At 74.2% G+C, this 21,727-nt stretch carries 22 protein-coding genes and 1 pseudogene; 10 read left to right on the top strand and 13 right to left on the bottom strand.

Going from position 1 to position 21,727, the window contains the following annotated elements:
• Positions 1-14: 14 nt before the first annotated feature.
• Positions 15-689, bottom strand: a complete 675-nt coding sequence (locus tag H1D33_RS10395; RefSeq protein WP_181568266.1) for a response regulator — start codon at positions 687-689, stop codon at positions 15-17.
• The gene (locus H1D33_RS10390) at positions 686-2,317 is read right to left on the bottom strand and encodes a sensor histidine kinase (protein ID WP_181568267.1); all 1,632 of its coding nucleotides are present in this window, start codon (positions 2,315-2,317) and stop codon (positions 686-688) included. Before H1D33_RS10390 ends, H1D33_RS10395 begins: the two co-directional genes overlap by 4 nt.
• 99 nt (positions 2,318-2,416) lie before the next feature.
• On the opposite strand from H1D33_RS10390, the gene H1D33_RS10385 reads away from it, so the two are divergent.
• Genes H1D33_RS10385 through H1D33_RS10365 form a run of 5 tightly spaced genes read left to right on the top strand, consistent with a single transcriptional unit; the run spans position 2,417 to position 7,118 of the window.
• Positions 2,417-3,418 carry a Bug family tripartite tricarboxylate transporter substrate binding protein gene (locus H1D33_RS10385; protein WP_246411457.1) on the top strand — a complete coding sequence of 334 codons (1,002 nt, stop codon included), beginning with the start codon at positions 2,417-2,419 and terminating at the stop codon, positions 3,416-3,418.
• Entirely contained in the window at positions 3,415-4,038 is a 624-nt protein-coding gene (locus H1D33_RS10380; RefSeq protein WP_181568269.1) for a tripartite tricarboxylate transporter TctB family protein, read from the top strand. Before H1D33_RS10385 ends, H1D33_RS10380 begins: the two co-directional genes overlap by 4 nt.
• A complete protein-coding gene (locus tag H1D33_RS10375) occupies positions 4,039-5,541 on the top strand; it encodes a tripartite tricarboxylate transporter permease (RefSeq protein ID WP_181568270.1) in 1,503 nt (500 codons plus the stop codon).
• A complete protein-coding gene (locus H1D33_RS10370) occupies positions 5,538-5,930 on the top strand; it encodes a universal stress protein (RefSeq protein WP_181568271.1) in 393 nt (130 codons plus the stop codon). The genes H1D33_RS10375 and H1D33_RS10370 overlap by 4 nt, the downstream gene beginning before the upstream one ends.
• Positions 5,931-7,118, top strand: a complete 1,188-nt coding sequence (locus H1D33_RS10365; protein WP_220138677.1) for an MFS transporter — start codon at positions 5,931-5,933, stop codon at positions 7,116-7,118.
• Positions 7,119-7,175: 57 nt separating this feature from the next.
• Here H1D33_RS10365 and H1D33_RS10360 read toward each other — a convergent pair.
• Positions 7,176-8,266, bottom strand: a pseudogene (locus tag H1D33_RS10360) (cellulose binding domain-containing protein).
• A 296-nt stretch (positions 8,267-8,562) separates the two neighbouring features.
• Between H1D33_RS10360 and H1D33_RS10355 the strand changes: the two are divergent.
• Positions 8,563-8,895, top strand: a complete 333-nt coding sequence (locus H1D33_RS10355) for a YciI family protein (protein WP_181568272.1) — start codon at positions 8,563-8,565, stop codon at positions 8,893-8,895.
• Here H1D33_RS10355 and H1D33_RS10350 read toward each other — a convergent pair.
• Positions 8,892-9,251 carry a hypothetical protein gene (locus H1D33_RS10350; RefSeq protein WP_181568273.1) on the bottom strand — a complete coding sequence of 120 codons (360 nt, stop codon included), beginning with the start codon at positions 9,249-9,251 and terminating at the stop codon, positions 8,892-8,894. The two genes, H1D33_RS10355 and H1D33_RS10350, sit on opposite strands and share 4 nt — an antisense overlap.
• Before the next feature lie 147 nt (positions 9,252-9,398).
• Here H1D33_RS10350 and H1D33_RS10345 point away from each other — a divergent pair, with 147 nt between their 5' ends.
• Positions 9,399-9,668 (top strand): GlsB/YeaQ/YmgE family stress response membrane protein, encoded by a 270-nt coding sequence (locus H1D33_RS10345; protein WP_181568274.1) that lies wholly within the window; start codon positions 9,399-9,401, stop codon positions 9,666-9,668.
• Between the two features lie 28 nt (positions 9,669-9,696).
• Here H1D33_RS10345 and H1D33_RS10340 read toward each other — a convergent pair whose 3' ends face one another.
• Together H1D33_RS10340 and H1D33_RS10335 are read right to left on the bottom strand one after the other, a co-directional pair.
• Positions 9,697-10,269, bottom strand: a complete 573-nt coding sequence (locus tag H1D33_RS10340; RefSeq protein WP_181568275.1) for a GNAT family N-acetyltransferase — start codon at positions 10,267-10,269, stop codon at positions 9,697-9,699.
• Positions 10,270-10,321: 52 nt separating this feature from the next.
• Positions 10,322-11,488, bottom strand: a complete 1,167-nt coding sequence (locus H1D33_RS10335) for an SGNH/GDSL hydrolase family protein (RefSeq protein WP_181568276.1) — start codon at positions 11,486-11,488, stop codon at positions 10,322-10,324.
• A 91-nt stretch (positions 11,489-11,579) separates the two neighbouring features.
• Here H1D33_RS10335 and H1D33_RS10330 point away from each other — a divergent pair, with 91 nt between their 5' ends.
• Positions 11,580-12,386: a protein phosphatase 2C domain-containing protein gene (locus tag H1D33_RS10330; protein WP_246411459.1), complete on the top strand. Its 807-nt coding sequence runs from the start codon at positions 11,580-11,582 to the stop codon at positions 12,384-12,386.
• Between the two features lie 8 nt (positions 12,387-12,394).
• On the opposite strand, the gene H1D33_RS10325 is transcribed toward H1D33_RS10330, so the two are convergent.
• The 7 genes from H1D33_RS10325 to H1D33_RS10295 are packed head-to-tail and all read right to left on the bottom strand — an operon-like array spanning position 12,395 to position 19,399.
• The gene (locus tag H1D33_RS10325) at positions 12,395-13,489 is read right to left on the bottom strand and encodes a glycerate kinase family protein (protein WP_181568277.1); all 1,095 of its coding nucleotides are present in this window, start codon (positions 13,487-13,489) and stop codon (positions 12,395-12,397) included.
• The gene (locus H1D33_RS10320) at positions 13,489-14,328 is read right to left on the bottom strand and encodes a sugar phosphate isomerase/epimerase family protein (protein ID WP_181568278.1); all 840 of its coding nucleotides are present in this window, start codon (positions 14,326-14,328) and stop codon (positions 13,489-13,491) included. The genes H1D33_RS10325 and H1D33_RS10320 overlap by 1 nt, the downstream gene beginning before the upstream one ends.
• Positions 14,325-15,488, bottom strand: coding sequence for a dihydrodipicolinate synthase family protein (locus H1D33_RS10315; protein WP_181568279.1), 1,164 nt, complete (start codon positions 15,486-15,488; stop codon positions 14,325-14,327). The genes H1D33_RS10320 and H1D33_RS10315 overlap by 4 nt, the downstream gene beginning before the upstream one ends.
• On the bottom strand, positions 15,485-16,636 hold the full coding sequence (locus H1D33_RS10310) for a Gfo/Idh/MocA family protein (RefSeq protein WP_181568280.1): 1,152 nt from the start codon (positions 16,634-16,636) through the stop codon (positions 15,485-15,487). Before H1D33_RS10310 ends, H1D33_RS10315 begins: the two co-directional genes overlap by 4 nt.
• 20 nt (positions 16,637-16,656) lie before the next feature.
• Positions 16,657-17,478 (bottom strand): ABC transporter ATP-binding protein, encoded by an 822-nt coding sequence (locus tag H1D33_RS10305; RefSeq protein WP_181568281.1) that lies wholly within the window; start codon positions 17,476-17,478, stop codon positions 16,657-16,659.
• Positions 17,479-17,483: 5 nt separating this feature from the next.
• Entirely contained in the window at positions 17,484-18,503 is a 1,020-nt protein-coding gene (locus H1D33_RS10300) for an ABC transporter substrate-binding protein (RefSeq protein ID WP_181568282.1), read from the bottom strand.
• Positions 18,504-18,520: 17 nt separating this feature from the next.
• Positions 18,521-19,399: an ABC transporter permease gene (locus H1D33_RS10295; RefSeq protein ID WP_181568283.1), complete on the bottom strand. Its 879-nt coding sequence runs from the start codon at positions 19,397-19,399 to the stop codon at positions 18,521-18,523.
• A gap of 172 nt (positions 19,400-19,571) precedes the next feature.
• Here H1D33_RS10295 and H1D33_RS10290 point away from each other — a divergent pair, with 172 nt between their 5' ends.
• Entirely contained in the window at positions 19,572-20,570 is a 999-nt protein-coding gene (locus H1D33_RS10290; RefSeq protein ID WP_246411461.1) for a LacI family DNA-binding transcriptional regulator, read from the top strand.
• Positions 20,567-21,724, top strand: a complete 1,158-nt coding sequence (locus H1D33_RS10285) for a mandelate racemase/muconate lactonizing enzyme family protein (RefSeq protein WP_181568285.1) — start codon at positions 20,567-20,569, stop codon at positions 21,722-21,724. The genes H1D33_RS10290 and H1D33_RS10285 overlap by 4 nt, the downstream gene beginning before the upstream one ends.
• Positions 21,725-21,727: the final 3 nt, after the last annotated feature.

The raw sequence follows: 21,727 nt of genomic DNA, 5'->3' as shown, positions 1-21,727 counted from the left end.
ACCGCCCCCACCGGTCAGGGCAACCAGGCGTAGCGGCGCTCCGGGCGGCCGGCGGCGCCGTAGCGCAGCGTCACCTCGGCCCGGCCGCTGCCGGAGAAGTGCTCCAGGTAGCGGCGGGCGCTGACCCGCGAGATACCGACCCGGTCGGCGCACTCGCTCGCCGACAGCGTCCCGTCGTGCCCGCGCAGCGCGCGTTCCACCAGCTCGGCGGTCTCCGCGCTCAGGCCGCGCGGCAGCGTGGGGACGGCGGCGACGGCGCCGCCGCGGGAGAGCACCCGGTCGACGTCGGCCTGGTCGGTGACGACCGCCGCGCGCAGCGCGGTCCGGCGGGCGGCGTACTGCTCCAGCCGGATCCGCAGCTCGTCGAAGCCGAACGGTTTGAGCAGGTAGTTGACCGCGCCGTAGCGGACCGCCCGGCGCACCGCCTCGGCCTCCCGGGCGGCGCTGATCACCAGCACGTCGCAGTCGTGCCGGGCGGCGCGGATCCGGGTGACCACGTCGAGGCCGAACATGTCGGGCAGGTAGAGGTCGAGCAGGACCAGGCCGGGGCGGAGCCGGTCGATCTCGGCCACCGCCTCCTCGCCGGTGCTGGCGGTGCCGACCACCCGGAAGCCGGGGATCCGCTCGACGAAGCCGCGGTGGATCCGGGCCACCATGAAGTCGTCGTCGACCACGAGCACGTCGATCATCGGGCCCCCTGCGGCGCGGTCGGGAACGTCGACATCCGGGCGGTGAACATGGCGCCCTCGTCGGTGTTGGTCACCGCCACCTCGCCGGCCCGCCGGTGACACACCAGCCGGGTCAGCGCCAGGCCGATGCCGCGTTCCCCGCCCTCGGCGGCCTTCGTGGTGAAGCCGTGGGTGAACACCTCGGTGGCCAGTTCGGGCGCGACGCCGGGACCGCTGTCACGGACCACGATCTCCACCGAGGCGGTGTCCTGGCGCAGTTCCACCTCGACCCAGGCCGGGCCGGTGGCGGCGTCCCCGGCCACCGCCTCGACCGCGTTGTCCACCAGGTTGCCCAGCACGGTGCCCACGTCGGCGGCGACCTCCGGCGGCAGCCGGTCCAGCCCGGTGCGCTCGGAGACGCGCAGCTCCACCCGCCGTTCGGCGGCGGCCGCCGACTTGGCCATCAGCAGCGCCGCGACCGCGGTGTCGTGGATGCGGCTGGTGACGGTCAGGTCCAGCGAGGCGCGGTGCCGGCTGAGCGTGTCCACGTAGCGGACCACCTCGTCGTGCTCGCCGATCTGGATCAGCCCGGAGATGGTGTGCAACTGGTTGGCGAACTCGTGGGTCTGCGCGCGCAGCAGCTCGGTGGTGCTGCGGAACGAGCCCAGCTCCTGCTCCAGCCGGGCCAGCTCGGTGCGGTCGCGCAGGGTGGTGACCGAACCGAGCCGACGCCCGTCCTTGGTGACCGGGGTCCGGTTCATCACCAGCACCCGGCCGCCCCGGACCACCACCTGGTCCGGCGCGACGCCGCCGCCGGCCCCGGCCAGCACGTCCCGGAGCCGGCCGTTGATCCGCAGCTCGGCGAGGCTGTGGCCGAGGCAGTGCTCGGGCAGGTCGAGCAGGCGTCGGCCGACCGCGTTGACCAGGGTGATCCGGTGTTGCGGGTCCAGCGCGATCACCCCCTCGGCGATGCCGTGCAGCAGCGCCTCCCGGTGCTCGGCCAGGCCGGCGATCTCACGCGGCTCCAACCCCAGGGTCTGCCGTTTGATCCGACGCGCCAGCAGCCAGGACCCGAGCACGCCGAGCGCACTGGCGATGCCCAGGTAGGTGAACAGGTACGACGAGGCCCCGACCAGCCGCTGCCACCAGCTCGGCGACGCCTCGCCGATGACCACGACGCCGAGGTGCCGGCCCAGGTTCTCCTCCCGGGCGCCGAGCACCGGCACCTGGGCGACCAGCTCCCGCGAGCTGCCCAGCTCCAGCTCGCCGAACCAGCTCCGGCCCCGCGTCACCCGCGGGTCGCCGAGCACCAGCGGGCCGCCCACCAGCGTCGGGTCGGTCGAGCTGACCACCCGGCCCCGGGCGTCGGCGACGGTCACCGAGGTGACGCCGGACTGGGTGAGCGTGTTCTGCACCAGCGGGGCGATCGCCTCGCCCGGCGCGGGCCGGTTGAGCCGGTCGCGCAGCAGCGCGTTGCCGGCGAGCTGCTCGCCGAGGGCGGCGACCCGGCGGCCCTCGACCCGGTTGAACGTCGCCGCCGACTGGGCCAGGGACACGGCGGCGACCGCCACCAGCACCACCAGGATGATGGCGAGCTGGAGGATCAGGAGCTGCCCGGCGAGCGTACGCCGGGGCGTGACCGTGACCACAAAGACCTCAACTTCCGCTGGTGACACAACGCAGACGGGCGACCCGACCGGGAGCCATCATCTTGCCGCCGGACTCATTCGAAACGGAAGAGAAACATGATGGCAACCAGGAAAAGTGTGCTGGTCATGGGCGTCGCGATGGCGACGGCTCTCGCGCTGGGCGGGTGCGGCGCCACCGCCGGGCAGGACGAGCCCGGCGAGGACGGCAAGCCGGTCGCCGGCCTGCGGATCATGGTGCCGAACAGCCCCGGCGGCGGGTACGACACCACGGCGCGGACCGCGGCCAAGGTGATGGAGGACGCCAAGATCGCCACCGGCGTGCAGGTGTTCAACCTGCCCGGCGCGGGTGGCACGGTGGGCCTGCAACGGACCGTGAACGAGAAGGGCAACGGCAAGCTCGCCATGCAGATGGGGCTGGGCGTGGTCGGGGCCTCCTACACCTCGAAGTCGGCGGCGACGCTGATCCAGACCACGCCGCTGGCCAAGATGATCGAGGAGGCCGGCGCCGTGGTGGTGCCGAAGGACTCGCCGTACAAGACGATCAACGATCTGGTGGCGGCGTGGAAGGCCGACCCGAAGAAGATCGCGGTCGGCGGCGGCTCGTCACCCGGCGGCCCGGACCACCTGCTGCCGATGCAGCTCGCCAAGACCGTCGGCATCGACCCGCGCCAGGTCAACTACGTCTCCTACGACGGCGGCGGCGAGCTGCTGCCGGCGGTGCTCGGCGGCAAGGTTACCTTCGGCGCGAGCGGCTTCGGTGAGTTCCTCGACCAGGTGGAGGCCGGTCAGCTCCGCGTCCTCGCGGTCACCAGCGAGGCGCCGATCGAGGCGCTCAAGGACGTGCCCACGCTGAAGTCCGCCGGCATCGACCTGGTGTTCACCAACTGGCGGGGGATCGTCGCCCCGCCCGGGATCAGCGACGCCGACAAGAAGGTCTGGATCGACGCGCTGACCCGGATGCACGAGTCCGCCGAGTGGAAGGCCGAGCTGGCCAAGCGCGGCTGGACCGACGCGTTCGTCACCGGCGACGAGTTCGGCGCGTTCCTCACCGCGCAGGACACCTCGGTGGCCGAGCTGCTCAAGCAGCTCGGACTGGCATGACCGGCACGTCGACACGACCGGACCGGGACGGCGAGCCGCCGTCCCGGCCCCCGGGCGTACCCGAGATCCCGGCGCAACCCGGCCCGACGCCCGCCGCCGAACCGGCCGACGGCGCCGAACCGGCCGACGGCGCGGCCCGGCCGGACCGCGCGCAGTACGCGGTGTGCGCGTTCCTCGCCGTGCTCGGCGCGCTGGTGCTGGTGGACGCCGCCCGGATCGGCCGGGCGCTCAACGCCGCCGACCCGGTCGGGCCGAAACCGGTGCCGATGCTGCTCGGCGCGCTGCTGCTGGTGGTCGCGGCGATCTACGCGGTGGACGTCCATCGGGGCGGCGCCGGTGAGCCGGAGGGCGGCGAGGACGTCGACCTGAGCAGCCCGATCGACTGGCGCACCGTGCTGCTGCTGATCGCGGCGTTCGTGGTGAACGCGGTGCTGATCGAGCCGCTGGGCTGGGTGATCAGCGGCGCGCTGCTGTTCTGGGGCTCCGCGTTCGCGCTGGGCAACCGGCACCACGTGCGCAACCTGGTGATCGCGGTCGCGCTGTCGCTGACCACCTTCTACGCCTTCGCCATCGGGCTCGGCGTCAACCTGCCCGCCGGCGTGCTGCAAGGGATCCTCTAGATGGACAGCCTCTCCGCCCTGCTCGACGGGTTCGGCCACGTGCTGACCCCGACGAACCTGCTGATCGCGCTGCTCGGCGTCACCATCGGCACCGCCGTCGGCGTCCTGCCCGGCATCGGTCCGGCGATGACCGTGGCGCTGCTGCTGCCGGTCACCTACGGCATGGAGCCGGCCCAGGCGCTGATCCTGTTCGCCGGGATCTTCTACGGCGGCATGTACGGCGGCTCCACCACCTCGATCCTGCTGAACACCCCCGGCGAGTCGTCGTCGGTGGTCACCGCGATCGAGGGCAACAGGATGGCCAAGGCGGGCCGGGCCGCGCAGGCGCTGGCCACCGCCGCGATCGGCTCGTTCGTCGCCGGCACCATCGCGACGTTGCTGCTGGTGCTGGTCGCGCCGCCGGTGGTGGCGTTCGCGGTGAGCCTGGGCGCGCCGGACTACTTCGCGGTGATGCTGCTGGCGTTCGTGGCGGTCACCGCGGTGCTGGGCGCCTCCCGGATCCGGGGCTTCGCCTCGCTGCTCATCGGCCTGGTGATCGGTGTGATCGGCATCGACCAGACCGGCCAGCAGCGGCTCACCCTCGGCCTGCCGCAGCTCGCCGACGGCATCGACGTGGTCGTCGTCGCGGTCGGCATCTTCGCCGTCGGCGAGGCGCTGTGGATCGCCGCGCACCTGCGGCGACGCGCCGGCGAGGTGATCCCGGTCGGCCAGCCGTGGATGGGCCGGGAGGACTGGCGGCGGTCCTGGAAGCCGTGGCTGCGCGGCACCGCGCTCGGCTTCCCGTTCGGCGCGGTCCCGGCCGGCGGCGCCGAGATCCCCACCTTCCTGTCGTACGTCACGGAGAAGAAGCTGACCCGGCATCCGGAGGAGTTCGGCCGGGGCGCGATCGAGGGCGTCGCCGGGCCGGAGGCGGCAAACAACGCCTCCGCCGCCGGCACGCTGGTGCCGATGCTCGCGCTGGGACTGCCCACCAACGCCACCGCCGCGGTGATGCTGGCCGGCTTCCAGCAGTACGGCATCCAGCCCGGCCCGCTGCTGTTCACCCGCGAGTCGGCGCTGGTGTGGACGCTGATCGCCAGCCTGTTCGTGGGCAACCTGATGCTGCTCGTGCTCAACCTGCCGCTCGCGCCGGCCTGGGCGCGGCTGCTGCGGATTCCCCGCCCCTACCTCTACGCCGGCATCGTCTTCTTCGCCTCGATGGGCGCGTACGCGGTCAACGCCCAGCCGTTCGACCTGTTCCTGCTGCTCACCCTCGGCCTGCTCGGGTTCGGCATGCGCCGCTTCGGGCTGCCGATCCTGCCGCTGGTGGTCGGCGTGATCCTCGGCCCGCGCGCCGAGTTGCAGGGCCGCCGGGCGTTGCAGCTCTCCGGTGGCGAGCTGCACGGCCTGGTCGGCGGCTGGGTGTCCTGGCTGGTGTACGCCGTGATCGCGGTGGTGCTCGCCTGGCCGTTGCTGGCGCGGTTCGTGGTGCGACCCCTGCGGGAAGGGTCGGTGACGGCATGACGATCCTGGTGGGCTACGTTCCCTCGCCGCCGGGCGAGGCGGCGCTGCGGGCGGCGGTCGAGCAGGCCCGGCTGCGCGACGAGGGGGTGTTGGTGCTGAACACCTCCCGCGGCGACGCGTACGTCGATCCGCGGCTGGCCGGTGAGCCGGACCTGGACCGGGTGGTCCGGGAACTGGTCGCCGCCGGGGTGCCGCACGAGGTCCGGCAACTGGTGCGCGGCCGGGACGCGGCCGAGGAGATCGTCGACCTGGCGACCGCCGAGGACGTGTCGATGGTGGTGATCGGCATCCGGCACCGCACCCCGGTCGGGAAACTGATCATGGGCTCGACCGCGCAGGAGATCCTGCTCCGGGTGCCGTGCCCGGTCCTCGCGGTGAAAGCCGACTGAGTGGCGCACACCGCGTCGCCCGGCCCCGGGCGCGCCCAGACCGCGCTCCTGCTCACGCACACCGTCGTCGTGCAGGCGGTCACCTTCATGCTGCGTCCGGCCGCCGCGTACCGGGCGCTGGAGCTGGAGGTGCCCGGCGCCTGGCTGGGCGTGCTCGGGGCCAGCTTCGCCGTGGTGCCGCTGCTGCTGGCGGTGCCGTCCGGGCAGGCGGTGGACCGGTTCGGCGAGCGGCGCGTCACGCTTGTCGGCTCGGCGCTGCTGGCCGCCGCCGGCCTCGGTTTCGTGCTGCTCGCCGGCTCCGTGCTCGGGTTGGTGCTGGCCAGCATGGCGCTCGGCACCGCGCACCTGTGCGCGGTGGTGGCGCAGCAGGCCCTGGTCGCCAACCGCACCCCGCCGGACCGCTACGACGCCGCGTTCGGTTACTACACGTTCGCCGCCTCGCTCGGGCAGGCGCTCGGGCCCGGCCTGATCGTCCTGTTCGGCGGGGGTCGCACCATCCCGGACACCCGGGCCATCTTCGTCGGCGCCGCCGTGGTGGCGGTGCCGCTGCTGGCCGTCGCGGCGTACCTCCGCCCGTCCGGGCACCACCGGGCGGCGACCGCCGACCGGGCGGCCGGCGGGGTGGGTGCGCTGCTGCGCCGGCCCGGGATGGTGCGCGCGCTCACGGTGAGCTGCGTCGTGCTGGCGGCGGTCGACATCACCCTGGTCTACCTGCCGGCGCTGGGCGCCGAGCGGGGCATCGCGGCCGGCTCGATCGGCCTCCTGCTCACGGTACGCGCGCTCGCGTCGATGACGTCCCGGCTGCTGCTCGGCCGGCTCGTCGCCGCGGTCGGCCGCCGCGCGCTGCTGGTCGGCACCGTCGCGCTGGCCGCCGTCGGCCTCGGGCTGCTGCTGCCGCCCCTGCCGTTCCCGGCGCTGCTCGTGGTGGTCGCGGTGGCCGGGCTCGGCCTGGGCGCGGGCCAGCCGCTGACCATGTCGTTCCTGGCCGAGGTGGCCCCGGCCGGGCTGCGCGGGCGCGCCATGTCGCTGCGGCTCACCGGTAACCGCCTCGGTCAGGTGCTCATCCCCAGCGCCGCCGGCGTGCTCGCCGCCGGTGCCGGCGCGGCGGGCGTGCTGGCCTGCACCGCCGCCGGTCTCGCGGGGGCCGCGCTCGCCGCCACCCGCCTGCACCGCCCGTCGCCCGGATGAGCGGCCGGCGCGCCACGGCGGTGACGCGCCGGCCGTCCACCCGAGCGGCGGGTGCGATCAGGCGATCGCGCAGGGGGCGCCGTTCAGGCTGAACGACGCGGGCCGGCCGGTGTTGCCGGTGTGGGTGGCCTGGAAGCCGATGTCGATCGAGCCGCCCGCGCCGATGGTCCCGTTGTAGGAGACGTTGCGCGCGGTCACCGCCCCGCTGGTCGGCGCGTAGGTGGCGTTCCAGCCGCTGGTGATCGTCTGCCCGCCCGGCAGGGTGAACGCCAGGGCCCAGCCGTTGACGGTCGAGCCGCCGGTGTTGGTGATCGTGACGGCGGTGGTGAGACCGGTGCTCCAGGCGTTGACCGTGTAGGCGACCCGACATCCGCCGGCCGGCGGGGGAGTCGTCGGCGGGGAGTGGTCGGCGGGGTGGTGGTGGGCGGCGCGCTGGTGGGTGGGGTGCCGTCGCTGATGCTGCCCGGCACCGATCGCAGCGCGTTGTACCAGGTCGCGGCCATCTTGTTGTAGCCGCCGGCGTTGGGATGCACCCCGTCGGCCAGGTCGCTCGGCGTGAGTGCCGCGTACATGTCCACCAGGTGCACCCGGCGCCCGGCGTCGGCCCGGCTCTTCACGATGTCGGGGATCGCCGCGTTGTACGCGCGGACCTGACTGTCCGCACCGGACTTGGGGACGATCGTCGAGACGAAGAGCTCGGTGCTGGGTGCCGTCGTGGTGATGCGGTCGACCAGGGCGGCCAGTCGGGCCGGCGCCCCGCTGGTGTCGCCGTACATGTCGTTGGTGCCGATGTGCAGCAGCACGGTGCGGGGGTTCGTCGCCCGCAGCCAGTTGACCACGTTGGCGTCGATCTGGGCGATGGTCCACCCGGAGTGGCCTTCGTGGTCGTGGTCGCCGAGGCTGCTCGGACCGTTGAACTGCGAGCCGACGAAGTCGATGCGGTAGTTGTCCGCCGCCAACCTGCGCCACAGCTCGATCCGGTAACCACCGGGGACGTTGAAGCCGTCCGTGATGGAGTCGCCGAGTGGCATCACCCGTACGCCGCCGTTGGACTCGGCGCTCGCCGGGCCGGTGGCCAGGGTCGCCGCGGCGACGAGGACCGCCATGGCGGCGGTCGCGGCGCTCACCAGTCGAAATCTTCGGATCATCGGTGCCTCCGGTTCGTGGGCCACGCGTCGCCACGGCCACCTCGGCACGCGACACGGTGGGGGAGAGAGGGGTGACCGACCGGGACCCGGACACCGGTGGTGACGAAGGCCTGCCCTCGGCGTTCGCCGGCCCCACGCTACGGACGCTTCGATATCGTTGTCAATCGATGGCTCGGGCGGCGGTGACGAGGAAGGCGCCCGCCGGGGTGCGCGCCGTCGGCGGCTGACGCGCGGCGCGGCGGCCCGGCGCGTGGTAGGCAGGTCGAAGGCCGCGCACGCGACGAGAGGACCGACCCATGCCGACGTTCATCACCATCGGGTACGGCGACCAGGAGGGCTACGACCGCACCGACCCCGCGGTACGCGACGCGGCCCACGCGCACGACGAACGGTTGCGGGCGGCCGGCGTGCGGATGGGCGTCGCCGGCCCGCCGGCGCAGGTGCGCAACCACGACGGCGCGGGCGCCGAGGTGCGGGCGGGGGCGTTCCTGACCTCGGCGCTGCCGGTCGGCGGGTTCGCCGTCATCGAGGCCGCGTCGATGGAGGAGGCGATCGCGCTGGTGTCCGGCACCCCGTGCGCCGTCGCCGGCGGCGTGGTCGAGGTGTGGCCGCTGCGGGACACCCCCTAACCGAGCCGGCGCAGTGCCGCGTCGACGGTGTCCTCGGGCGTGCTGTTGAACGCGATGGCCGCGTCGGGGGCGTGCCGGTGCACCAGGTTGACCACCTGCTCGAAGAACTCCAGCAACGGCTCGTGCTTGCGGATGCCGCCGCCGACCACCACGCAGGCGTACCGCCGGCGGGTCAGCGCCGCCGCGATCTCCGCCTCGGCGGCCGCGTCGGTCGCCGTCAGGCACAGGTCGGCCTCGATCCCGTGCTCGGCGAAGCGGGCGTGGCCGCGCGCGATGGCGGCCACCACCGGTGCCGGGTCCCAGCCGGGGATCCGGGCCGGGTCGAGGCCGATGACCAACACCGGTCCGTCTGCCATGCGTCCTCCTCGGGTGCGCCGGGATGCCCCGTCCATCACACCCCGCCGGCGGCCGTCGGGCCAGCCCGCCGCCGAGGGGTTTCGCGTTTCGTTGCCTTGGGCAATCAGCCGGGCGACGACAACCCACCCCCTGGAAGGGCGACCACCATGCACGTCGGCGGCATCATCTCCGGCATCATCATCGGTCTGATCATCGGCGCCCTGGGCCGCCTGGTCGTGCCGGGCAAGCAGAACATCCCGATCTGGCTCACCCTCGTCATCGGCGTGGTGGCGGCCCTGCTGGGCACGGCCGTCGCCGGCGCGCTGGACGTGGCCGACACCAACGGCATCGACTGGATCGAGCTGCTGATCCAGGTGGTCTTCGCCGCCATCGGCGTGGCCATCGTCGCCGGCACGTACGGCCGACGACGGATCTGACTCCACCCCGATCGTGCGCGACGACCCGTCACAGCGGTGACGGGTCGTCGCGCAGCCGGCTGTAGAGCCACCCGTCGCGCCAGGCGCCGGCCCGGAACTCGCAGGCCCGCACGACTCCCTCCAGGCGGAAACCGGCCTTCTCCAGCGAGCGTTGCTCCGCGGTGTTCTCGGCGTGGGTGCCGGCCTGGATGCGCTGCGCCGGGGTGTGGCTGAACAGGTAGTCGCAGAGCAGCGCCTGGGCCCGCCAGCCGATGCCCCGGCCGCGCCACTCCGGCAGCAGCACGATGCCGATCTCCCAGTAGGGCGCGCGCCCGCCGTACTGGCCCTGGAGATAGCTGAGGAAGCCGGCCGGACCGCTCTGCGCCGGCTCGACCTGCACGATCAGGCCGCCGGTGCGCTCGCCGAGATAGCCGTCCTCGGCGAAGCGGCGGGCCGGCGCGGCGGCGTCCCGGAAGCCGGCCCAGTCGAGCCCGACCAGGCCCGGCTCGACCGCGAACCGGCGCAGCATCGCCAGGTCGTCCTCGGCGACCGGGCGCAGCCGGACGGTCGAGTCGGGCGCCTCGTGCACGATGCCCGCCACCGGCGGGTGGGAGCTGTCCATCCGCCGTACCGTACTGACGGCTTGCGTCGCCCGCTGCCCCGCGCCAGCGGGCTCAGGCGGCGAACGGGCCGCCCGGGCCGAACGCCAGCGCGGCGAACCGCTCGCCGATGCGGCGGTCCGCCACCGGGTCGGGGTGCAGTTGGTCGGGCAGCGGCAGCTCGGCGAAGTCGGCCTCGCCGTAGAGCGACAGCCCGTCCAGGTGGTGCAGGTTCGGGTCCTCGGCGGCCCGTTCCGCCACGATCCGGGCCAGCTCGGCGCGGATGACCCGCAGGGTGAGCTTGCCGGCGGCCTGCTCGGCCGGGTCGCCGGTGGCGACGAACCGCAGCGTGCCGGTGCTGAAGTCGGCCGCGCCGGGTCCGGGGGTGTCCTCCTGGATCGGGCACAGGATCGACGACACCACCAGCAGCGGGGTCTCCGGATGCCCGTCGCGCACGGTGTCGAGGAAGCCGTGCACCGCCGGCGTGAACGCGCGCAGTCGCATCGCGTCGCTGTTCACCAGGTTGATGCCGATCTTCATGCTGATCAGGTCGGCCGGCGTGTCCCGCATGGCCCGCGCGGTGAACGGGTCGAGCAGCGCGCTGCCGCTGAACCCGAGGTTGACCAGATCCACCCCGGCGAGCCCGGCGGCGACCGCCGGCCAGGTGCCGGTGGGGCTCTCCGCGTCCGAGCCGTGGCTGATCGAGCTGCCGTGGTGCAGCCACACCCGCCGGCCGCGGTCGCCGACCGGCTCGACCGGCGCGTCGGTGCGCAGCGCCACCAGCTCGGTGATCTCCCGCTGCGGCAGCCAGATCTCCACCTCCTTGTCGGCGGCGGGCAGGTCGGCGAAGCGCACCGCGGCGACCGGGCCCGGCTCGACGGTCGTGGTGCCGGTGGTCAGGTCGATGGCGAGCACCTTGCCGCCGCCGGCGGTCGCCTGCCCGGCGAGCCGCCCGTCGACCAGCAGGTCGTAGCGGCCGTCCGGACGCGGCGGCGCGCCCTGGTAGACCATCTTGGTGGCGAGCACGTCCAGCTCCACGGTGGTGGCGCGGGTGCGGAACACCAGCCGTACGCCCGACGGCATCGCCTCCGCCATCGCCACCTGCGGGTCGGCGTTCTGCGCCCGGGCCCGCGCCGGCAGCCGGTGCGGCAGCACCCCCTGCGCGGTACGTTCCAGGTCGAGCGCGCCGCGCAGCAGGTCGGCGGTGATCGGGGTGGTGATGGCGGGGCGAGGGGCGGTCATGATCCGATTGTCCCGGGCCGCCGACCGACCGGCAAACTGATTTGTCCGACAGGCCGGATTCTTCCGATGGGCCGGCGGAGGGGACGGAAGCGTGCGGGTCGAGTTGGCCAGCAGCCCCGGCCGGGACGGGCGGCCGAACGAGGACTTCGCCGGCGCCGTGCCCGGCGCCGCCGTCCTGCTGGACGGCGCCGGCATCCCCGGCACGGAGGCGGTCTGCCGGCACGGCGTGGCGTGGTACGCGCACCGCCTGGGCGGCGCCCTGCTCGGCCGGCTGTCCGGCGACGACGGACGCGACCTCGCGGCGATCCTCGCCGAGGGGATCGCCGAGGTGACCGCCGCCCACCGCGACACCTGCCGCCCCGCCGATCCCGCCGCCCCGCAGGCCACCGTGGCGATGGTCCGCGTCACCGGCGGCCGGCTGGAGTTCCTGCTGCTCGCCGACTCGTTCCTGCTCCTCGACCGGGCCGGGGCCGCCCCGAAGGTGGTCACCGACGTCCGGGAGATCACCGCCCGGCGGGCCTGCGCCGCGCCGCTGGACGGCGTGCCGCCCGGCACACCCGAGTACGACCGGGTGCACGCCCGCTGCGTCGAGGCGCTGCGGGCACGCCGGAACCAGCCGGGTGGCTACTGGCTCGCCAGGGACGACCCGCGCGCGGCGACCGAGGCGGTGACCGGCGAGCTTCCCGTCCGGGGGGTGAGCGCCGTCGCGTTGCTGAGCAACGGCGCGGCCCGGCTGGTCGACCCGTACGGCCTCGCCGACTGGGCCGCCGTGCGGGACGTCCTGCGCGCCGAGGGACCGGCCGGCGTCGTGCGTCGCGTCCGGCGGGCCGAGGCGGCCGGCGCGTCCGGGACGCCTGACGACGCGACGGTGGTGCGCTGCACCGACCTGCCGGGCTGAGCGGGCGGTCAGCCCGCCGAGGCGGCGCGGGCGAGCCGGTCGCCGGCCGCGCGCAGCCACCGGCCCGGTTCGGCCAGCGCCGACTCCACCGACCCGGCCAACTCCACCAGCGACACCGCCGCCGACACCGCGTCCGGCGGCGTCGCGCCGAGCTGACCGGCGACCACCTGCACGGGTACGCGGGCGGCGGCGGCCGTGTCGAGCAGCGCGCCCACCACCTTGCCGCGCAGCGACGTGTCGTCGAACCGGCCCTCGCCGGTGAGCACCAGATCGGCCCCGGCCAGCGCGTCGGGGAGCCCGGCCAGCTCGGCGACCGCCGCCGCGCCGGGCACGATCCGCGCGCCCCAGAGCGCGGCCAGCCCGTACCCGGTGCCACCGGCCGCGCCCGCGCCCGGCTGGTCCGGGTCGCCGCCGGCCAGCGTGGCGAAGCGGAGCAGCGCCGCGTCCAGCGCCGCCACGTCGTCCGGGCCGGCGCCCTTCTGCGGCCCGAATACGGCGGCGGCGCCCCCCGGGCCGGCCAGCGGCGCGGTCACGTCGACCAGCAGCCGCACCCCGCCGGGTGGGGCGGGTCGCAGCCCGGCGCGGTCGAGGTCGGCCAGGTCGGCCAGCGCCGCGCCGCCGAGCGGCAGGTCCCGGCCCCGACGGTCGCGCAGCCGCAGCCCGAGGGCACGCAGCGCGCCGGTGCCGCCGTCGGTGCTCGCCGACCCGCCGAGCCCGACGACGAGCGCGGTGGCCCCGGCGTCGAGCGCGGCGGCGGCGACCACGCCCAGGCCGTAGGTGTGCGCGTGCCGGGGGTCCGGCGCGTCCAGCAGCGGCAGGCCGCTGGCGCGGGCCAGCTCCAGCACCGCCGTGCCCTCGGGCAGCAGCAGCCAGCCGGCGTCGACCGGCCGGCCGTCCGGCCCGGGCACGGTGGTGGCGTGCCACCCCGCGTCGGGCCGGGCGGCGGCGAAGGCGTCCAGCGTGCCCTCGCCGCCGTCGGCCAGCGGGAGCAGGCGTACGTCGTCGCCGGGCCGGCGCGCCGACCAGCCGTCGGCGAGGGCGCGGGCCGCGTCGTGGGCGGCCAGCGAGCCCTTGAACGAGTCCGGCGCGACGACCACCCGCATCAGTCGGCCAGCACCAGCTCGACGTAGCGCGCGGCCATGGTGGCGAGCACCCGGTCCGGGTCGGTCGCCCACACCTCGGCGTTGAAGATCTCCACCTCGGTGTCGCCGACGTATCCGGCCGCTTCCACGGCCCGGCGCAGCGGCGGGAAGTCGATGTGCCCGTCGCCCATCATGCCCCGCCCGAGCAGCACGTCGGCCGGGAGCGGGGTGAGGAAGTCGCAGACCTGGAAGCTGGCGATCCGCGCCCCGGCGCGGGCGATCTGCCGCCACACGTCCGGGTCCCACCAGACGTGGAACGTGTCCACCACGACGCCGACCTGCTCGGTCGGGAACGCCTCGGCCAGGTCGAGCGCCTGCCCGAGCGTGGACAGCACCGCCCGGTCGGCGCAGTACATCGGGTGCAGCGGCTCCAGCGCCAGGCGCACGCCGCGCTCGCCCGCGTACGGGGCCAGTTCGGCGAGCGCGTCGGCGACCCGTTGCCGCGCGCCGGGCAGGTCGCGGGAGCCGGGCGGCAGGCCGCCGACCACCAGAACCAGGCAGTCGGTGCCGAGCCCGGCGGCCTCGTCGATGGCCCGCCGGTTGTCGGCCAGCGCCTCCAGCCGCGCGTGCTCGCCGTCGGCGGTGAGGAACCCGCCCCGGCACAGCGACGACACCCGCAGCCCGGCGTCGGCGACGAGCTTCGCCGCCGCCGGTACGCCGATCTCGGCGACCGGTTCGCGCCACAGCCCGATCGCCGGGATGCCGGCGCGGACGCACCCGTCGACCGCCTCCCGCACCGACCAGCGTTGGGTGGTGCGCTGGTTGAGCGACAGCTTCGCCAGCCGCGGGTCGGCGGTCATCCGGTCACCCCCGTCACGGTCAGGTAGGCGCGCATCCGCGCGGCGGCCAGCTCCGGGTCGAGCAGCAGCCCGGCGGCGTCGGCCAGCCGGAACGCCTCGACCAGGTGCGGGACGCTGCGCCCGCCGTGCAGGCCGCCGACCATGGTGAAACCGGGTTGCCGACCGCCCAGCCAGGACAGGAACGCGATGCCGGTCTTGTAGAAGCGGGTGGGCGGCGCGAAGACGTGCCGCGACAGCGGCACGGTCGGGTCGAGGATCGCCCGGAACCCGGCGGGGTCGCCGGCGTCGAGCCGTTGCAGGGCGGCCGACGCGGCCGGCGCGATGGCCGCGAACGCGCCGAGCAGCGCGTGGCTGGACCGGGTGCCGTCGCCGGCGATCAGCTCGGGGTAGTGGTAGTCGTCGCCGGTGTAGACCTTGACGGACGGCGGCAGCAGCTCGCGCAGCCGCACCTCCCGGTCGGCGTCGAGCAGCGACACCTTCACCCCGTCGATCACGTCGGCGTGCGCGTGCACCAGCGCGACGAACGTCTTGGTGGCGTCGTCCAGGTCGGTCGAGCCCCAGTAGCCGGCGAGGGCCGGGTCGAACATGTCGCCGAGCCAGTGCAGCACCACCGGCGCGCCGGCCCCGCGCAGCACCCGCTCGTAGACGCGCCGGTAGTCGTCGGGTCCGGCGGCGAGCGCGGCGAGCTGCCGGCTGGCCATCACCACCGCGACCGCGCCGCACTCCTGCACGAACGCGACCTGCTCGGCGTACGCGGCGGCGACCTCGTCGAGCGTGTCGGGCACGCCGGTGAGCTGGTCGGTGGCCGCCCCGGCGACGATGCGCCCGCCGCAGGCGGCGGCCTCGGCGGCGCTGCGCCGGATCAGCTCGCGGGTCGCCGCCCAGTCCAGCCCCATGCCGCGCTGCGCGGTGTCCATCGCCTCGGCCACGCCGAGCCCCCAGGACCACAGGTCGCGCCGCACCGCGAGCGTGGCGTCCCAGTCCAGCCGTGCCGGCTCACCCGGCGCGTTGTCGGCGTGCGGGTCGGCGACCACGTGCGCCGCCGCGTACGCGATCCGGCTGGCCGCCGGCGCGGCCGGCCGCTGCCAGCCGGCCGGCTCGCGCAGCGTCAGCGTCTCGACGCCGCCGCCCGCGACCGGCAGGGTGATCCGCGTGCTCACCTGTCGATCTCCTCGATCTCGACCCGGCGGCCCTCGCGGGCGGAGCGCAGGCCGGCCTCGGCGAGCTGCACGCCGCGCGCGCCGGCCAGGAAGTCCCACGGGAACGGCTCGCCGTCGACGACGTGCCGCAGGAACGCCTCCCACTGCACCTTGAACCCGTTGTCGTAGTCGGCGTTGTCCGGCACGGTCTGCCACTGCGCCCGGAACGGCTCGGTGACCGGCAGGTCCGGGTTCCACACCGGCATCGGGGTGGCGCCGCGGTGCTGGATGCGGCAGTCGCGCAGCCCGGCGACCGCGCTGCCGTGGGTGCCGTCGACTTGGAACTCCACCAGCTCGTCCCGGTACACCCGGACCGCCCAGGAGGAGTTGATCTGGGCGATGACGCCGCCGGCCAGCTCGAAGATCCCGTACGCGGCGTCGTCGGCGGTGGCCGGGTAGGTGACGCCGTTCTCGTCGACGCGTTCGGGGACGTGCGTGGCGGTGACCGCGGTGACGGCGGTGACCCGGCCGAAGATCTGCTCCAGCACGTAGTGCCAGTGCGGGAACATGTCGACGGTGATGCCGCCGCCGTCCTCGGCGCGGTAGTTCCAGCTCGGCCGCTGCGCGTCCTGCCAGTCGCCCTCGAACACCCAGTAGCCGAACTCGCCGCGCACCGACAGGATCCGGCCGAAGAACCCGCCGTCGACCAGCCGCTTGAGCTTGCGCAGGCCGGGCAGGAACAGCTTGTCCTGCACCACGCCGTTCTTGACGCCCCGGGCGGCGGCGAGGCGGGCCAGCTCCAGCGACCCGTCCAGCCCCTCGGCGAGCGGCTTCTCGGTGTAGACGTGCCGCCCCGCGTCGATCGCCGCGCGGATCGCCTTCTCCCGCTGGGCGGTGACCTGCGCGTCGAAGTAGATCTGGTGGGCGTCGTCGGCGAGCGCCGCCTCCAGGTCGGTGGTGTACGAGGTCAGCCCGTGCCGGGCGGCGATCGCGGCGAGCCGGGCCTCGTTGCGGCCCACCAGGGTCAGCTCCGGCCAGATGCGACTGCCGTCGCGGGCGGGCAGTCCGCCCTGCTCGCGGATCGCGAGCAGGGACCGGACGAGATGCTGCCGGTAGCCCATCCGTCCGGTCACGCCGTTGAGGATGATCCCGATAGACGTGCGCTCCACGTGTGTGTCCTTCCCAGTGCTCAGTCGGCGGACGTCGTCGCGCCCAGCAGGTCGCGGATGCGTCCCGTGGCGCGGGCGAAGACCGGGTCGGACATGGTCCGGCCGTAGTCCCGCTCCGCGGGCAGGTCGACGTCGATGACCTCGGCGACGGTGCCGGGTCGAGGGGTCATGACGATCACCCGGTCGGCGAGGTAGACGGCCTCGGCGATGGAGTGGGTGACGAGCAGGACGGTGGTGCCGGTCTCCCGCCAGATGCGCCGCAGCTCGACGTTCATCTGCTCCCGGGTGAGCGCGTCGAGCGCCCCGAACGGCTCGTCCATCAACAGCACCGGGGGCCGGTGCAGCAGCGCGCGGCACAGCGCCACGCGCTGCTGCATCCCACCGGACAGCTCGTTCGGGTACGCGTCCTCGAAGCCGGTCAGCCCGGTCATCGCGATCAGCTCGTCGGCCCGGGCCCGGGCCTGCGCCCTGGGCAGCCGCCGCATCTCCGCTTGGAGCAGGATGTTGCGCCGGGCGCTGCGCCACTCCAGCAGCGCGGCGCGCTGGAAGACGTACCCGATGTCGCGACGTGGCCCCCGGACGTCCTCGCCGTCCAGGCGGACCTGGCCGGACGACGGGCGCAGCAGCCCGGACACCAGCTTGAGCAGCGTCGACTTGCCGCAGCCGGAGGCGCCGACGATGGCGACGAACTCGCCGGGGGCGATCCGCAACGTCACGTCGCGCAGCGCGGTGACGTCCTTCTTCTTCGTGCGGAACCGCACCGCCACCTGGTCGATCTCGACCGCGGCGCCGGTCGCGGCGGCGTCCGTGGCGGGGGAGGTGGTGGCGTCGCCGACCGTCATCGCGCTCATCCCTTCGGGGCGAAGCTCGCGTCCCAGTAGGACGTGGGCGACTCCGCCTTGGTGATCACGCCGGCGTCGGCGAAGACGGAGATGGTCCTCTGCCAGTCGGCCTCGTCGTTGACGCCCGGGGCCATGGACTTCGTGGCGTCGGTGTGCAGCAGTTGCAGGGTGGCGGCGAACTGGTCGGCGAGCACCTTCGCCGAGGGCAGTTGCTGGGACGCGCCGGCCATCGCCTCGACCGCGGCGGCCGGGTCGGCCTGGGCCGCCGTCCACGCCTCGCTGCTGGCGGTGACCATCCGCTTGACCAGGTCCTGCTTGTTCTTGATGGTGTCGGTCGAGGCGATCAGCCCGTTGCTGTAGAAGTTGAGGCCGTGCTCGGCGAACTTCAGGTACGACACCTGCTTGCCGGCCTTCTCCTGCATGGTGGGGCCCTGGTCGCTGGCGAAGCCGAGCAGCGCGTCGGTCTTGCCCGACATGACCGCGGCCATCTTGCCGGCCGGGTCGGTGTTCTGCAGCGTCACGTCACCGGCGGCGAGCCCGTTGGCCTTGAGGAACGCCGGGAACGTCTTGCTCAGCGCGTCGCCGGCGGTGGAGGCGATGGTCTTGCCCTTGAGGTCGGCCGGGGCGTTGATGTTCTTGTCGCTGAAGAACTGCACCGACGACGGGGTGGTCTGCAGGAAGACGCCGACGCTCTTGACGTCCATGCCCTGGCCGACCGCGGAGAGCAGCGCCGGGGTGTCGGCCCAGCCGAAGTCGGTCTGCCCGGCGGCGGTGGCCTGCACGGTCTTCTGCGAGCCCTGCCCGGCGTTGATGGTGAGGTCGATGCCGTGCTTGGCGAAGATGTCCTTCTTCTGGCCCAGGTAGAACGGGGCGTGCTCGCCGTACGGGTACCAGTTGAGCGTCAGGGTGACCTTGTCCTTGCCGTCGGCGGACTTGGCCTGCTCGCCCCCGCCCGACGAGCCGCAGGCGGTGACGGAGACGAGGAACGCCGGCAGCAGCGCGGCGGTGAGGAAACGCTTCTTCATCTGCGGATGACTCCGTTTCACATCGTGGTGGTGGTGGCGTCGGTGCGGCGGCTGGCGTGCCACGGCAGCAGGAGATGTTCGAGCAGTTCGACGACGACGAACAGGACGACGCCGAGCAGCGACATGACGACCAGCCCGGCGAACAGCGTCGGGGTGTCGAGGTTGCCGTTGGCCTGCAGGATCACGTAACCGAGGCCCTCGTTGGCGCCGACGAACTCGCCCACCACGGCGCCGGTGACGGCCATCGTGGCGGCGACCTTCAGGCCGGCGAACAGGTGCGGCAGGGCGGCCGGGAAGCGGATCTTGCGGAACGTCTGCGCCGGCCCGGCGCCCATGGTGGCGGAGAGTTGCAGCATCTCCGGGTCGATCGACTTCAGCCCGGTGACGGTGGAGATGACGATCGGGAAGAACGCCATCAGGACCGCGACGACCACCTTCGGCGACAGCCCGAAGCCGAGCCAGACGACGAACAGCGGCGCGATCGCGATCTTCGGGATGACCTGGGCGAACAGCAGCAGCGGGTAGAGGCTCTTCTCGACCGTGGGGGAGTAGACCATCACCACCGCCGACAGCACGCCGACGGCGATCGCGATGACGAAGCCGAGCACGGTCTCGTAGGTGGTGATCCAGGTGTGGTGGGCGAAGTAGCCGGGTTGGGCCCGCACCACGTCCAGCGTGGCCGACGGCGACGGGACCAGGTAGGGCTTGACCAGCTCGGCGGCGGTGACCACCCACCAGAGCACGAGGATGGCCGCGAGGACCGCGGCCGGCCGCCAGGTGCGCCCGGCGAACCGGAGCACGGCGGCGCCGGGCCGGCCCGAGCGGCGGGCGGCCGGCGTGGGGCGTCCGGGCGGGCTGGTCCGTCCGGGCTGCTCGATGGTGCTCTGCGCGGCCATGACCCTCCGTTCTCCGGGGCCGACAACCCCGGTGAGGTCGGGGAATCGGCCGTGAATGCGCTTTCAGTAAGCGCTTTCAGGATGCTACGGTAACCACGCAGAAACAAGCCGGTCAAGACGTTCCGCAGGGGGAAAATCGATGCAGCCACGGACGCACGTGACCCTGGAAGACGTGGCCAGAGCCGCCGACGTCTCGCTGGCCACGGCCTCCCGCGCGCTCAACGGCATGCGCGTCACCCCGCAGTTGCGCGACCGCGTCCTGGCCGCCGCCGCCCAGCTCGCCTACACCCCGAACGCGCACGCCCGGGCGCTCGCCGGCGCCTCCCACCGCACCGTCGGCGTCATCTGCCACGACGTCACCGACCCCTACTTCGCCGCCATCGCCGGCGGGGTCATGCGCATCGCCGGCGCCAACGACCTGCTGGTCATGCTCGCCAGCACGTTCCGCGACCCGGAACGCGAGATCGCGTACGTGTCGATGCTGCGCGCCGAGCGCGCGCCGGCCATCCTGCTCATCGGCTCCGGCTTCGAGGACGCCCGCTGGGAACGGGCCATGGAGGCCGAGCTGAAGCCCTACCTCGACGGCGGCGGCCGGGTCGCCGTGGTCAGCCGGCACCGCAGCCTCAAGGTCGACAGCGTGCTGCCGGAGAACCGGGCCGGCGCCGCCGCCATGGCCCGCGCCCTGCTGGAGTTGGGCCACCGCCGCTTCGCGGTGCTCTCCGGCCCGCACGCCCTCACCACCGTCATCGACCGCCTCGGCGGCTTCCGCGACGAACTCGCCGCCGCCGGCGTCACGCTCGACCCGGCCCACGTGGTGGAGGGGCCGTTCACCCGCGACGGCGGCTACCAGGCGATGACCGAACTGCTCGACCGGGGCCTCGACGCCACCTGCGTGTTCGCCCTGACCGACGTGATGGCCATCGGCGCGTACGCGGCGCTGCGCGACCGCGGGCTCAGCGTGCCCGGCGACGTCTCCGTCGCCGGCTTCGACGACATCCCGATCGTCCGCGACCTCACCCCGCCGCTGACCACGGTGGCGCTGCCGCTGCGCGAACTCGGCGAGAAGGTGATGGAGCTGGCGTTGACCGAGAACACCACCCGCCGGCGACGGATCGTGCGGATGACCGGCGAGGTCGTGGTGCGCGCCAGCACCGCCAAGGTGGGCGTGTGAACGCGCTCGCCGGCCTGACCGTCGACCGCGTCGAGACGTACCCGGTCGCGCTGCCCACGATCCGCTCGTTCGGCGTCTCCGGCGGCGCGGTCGCCGTCGCCGGCACCCCGAGCATCCGGGTGCTGGTCAAGGTCAGCGCGGACGGCGTCACCGGCTGGGGCGAGGCCACCCCGATCCCGGCCTGGACCGACGAGACCGCCGAGTCCATCGTCACCACCGTCGACCGCTACCTCGCCCCGGCGATCCTCGGCCGCCCCGCCTGGGACCTCGACGGCGTCACCACCGCGTTCGACCGGGCGATCAACCGGGGCTTCACCATCGGCGCGCCGCTGGCCAAGGCCGCCGTCGACATCGCCCTGCACGACCTGCTCGGCCGCGCCCTGGGTGTCTCCGTCGGCGTGCTCTGGGGGCAGCGCCGCCGGGACACCGTCGACCTGGGCTGGATCGTCGCCGGGCAGAGCGCCGCCGAGGTGGCCGACGCGGTCGCCGAGGGACGCGCGCTCGGCTACCAGGCGTTCAAGGTCAAGGTCGGCCTGCACGCCGAGGCCGAGGACGCCGCCGTGGTCCGCGCGGTGCGCGACGCCGCCCCCGACGCCGCGCTCTGGGTCGACGCCAACCAGGCGTACACCGTGGACGCCGCGCTGCGGATGGCCCGCCGCCTGGCCGACCTCGACGTCACCGCGTTCGAGCAGCCGCTACCGGCCAACGACGTCGCCGGGCTGCGCCGGCTGCGCGCCGCGTCGCCGGTGCCGGTGGCGCTCGACGAGAGCCTGCGCCACCCCAGCGACCTGGCCACCTTCGTCAAGCTCGACGCCGTCGACGTGGCCATCGCCAAGGTGCAGCGCAGCGGCGGGCTGACCCTGTCGAGGCGCTTGTGCGCGCTCGCCGAGGACGCCGGGGTGCGGCTGATGGGCTCCGGGCTCACCGACTCCGACCTCGGCCTGGCCGCCTCGCTGCACCTGTTCGCCGCGTTCGGCGTCGACACCCCGGTCGACCTCAACGGCCGGCAGTTCCTCACCTCCTCCTACGCCACCGGCGAGACGGTGCGGGTGCGCGACGGGGTCGCCGCCGTGCCCACCGGTCCGGGCCTCGGCGTCGACGTGGACGAGTCGGTGGTCCGCGAGCTGGCCGTGGACGTGCTCGCGCGCGGCTGACAC

The sequence above is a fragment of the Micromonospora ferruginea genome (assembly GCF_013694245.2).
GTDB classification, from domain to species: domain Bacteria; phylum Actinomycetota; class Actinomycetes; order Mycobacteriales; family Micromonosporaceae; genus Micromonospora; species Micromonospora robiginosa.
Note: the sequence above shows the minus strand (reverse complement) of the source record. Positions and strands in the feature narration are given on the sequence as shown.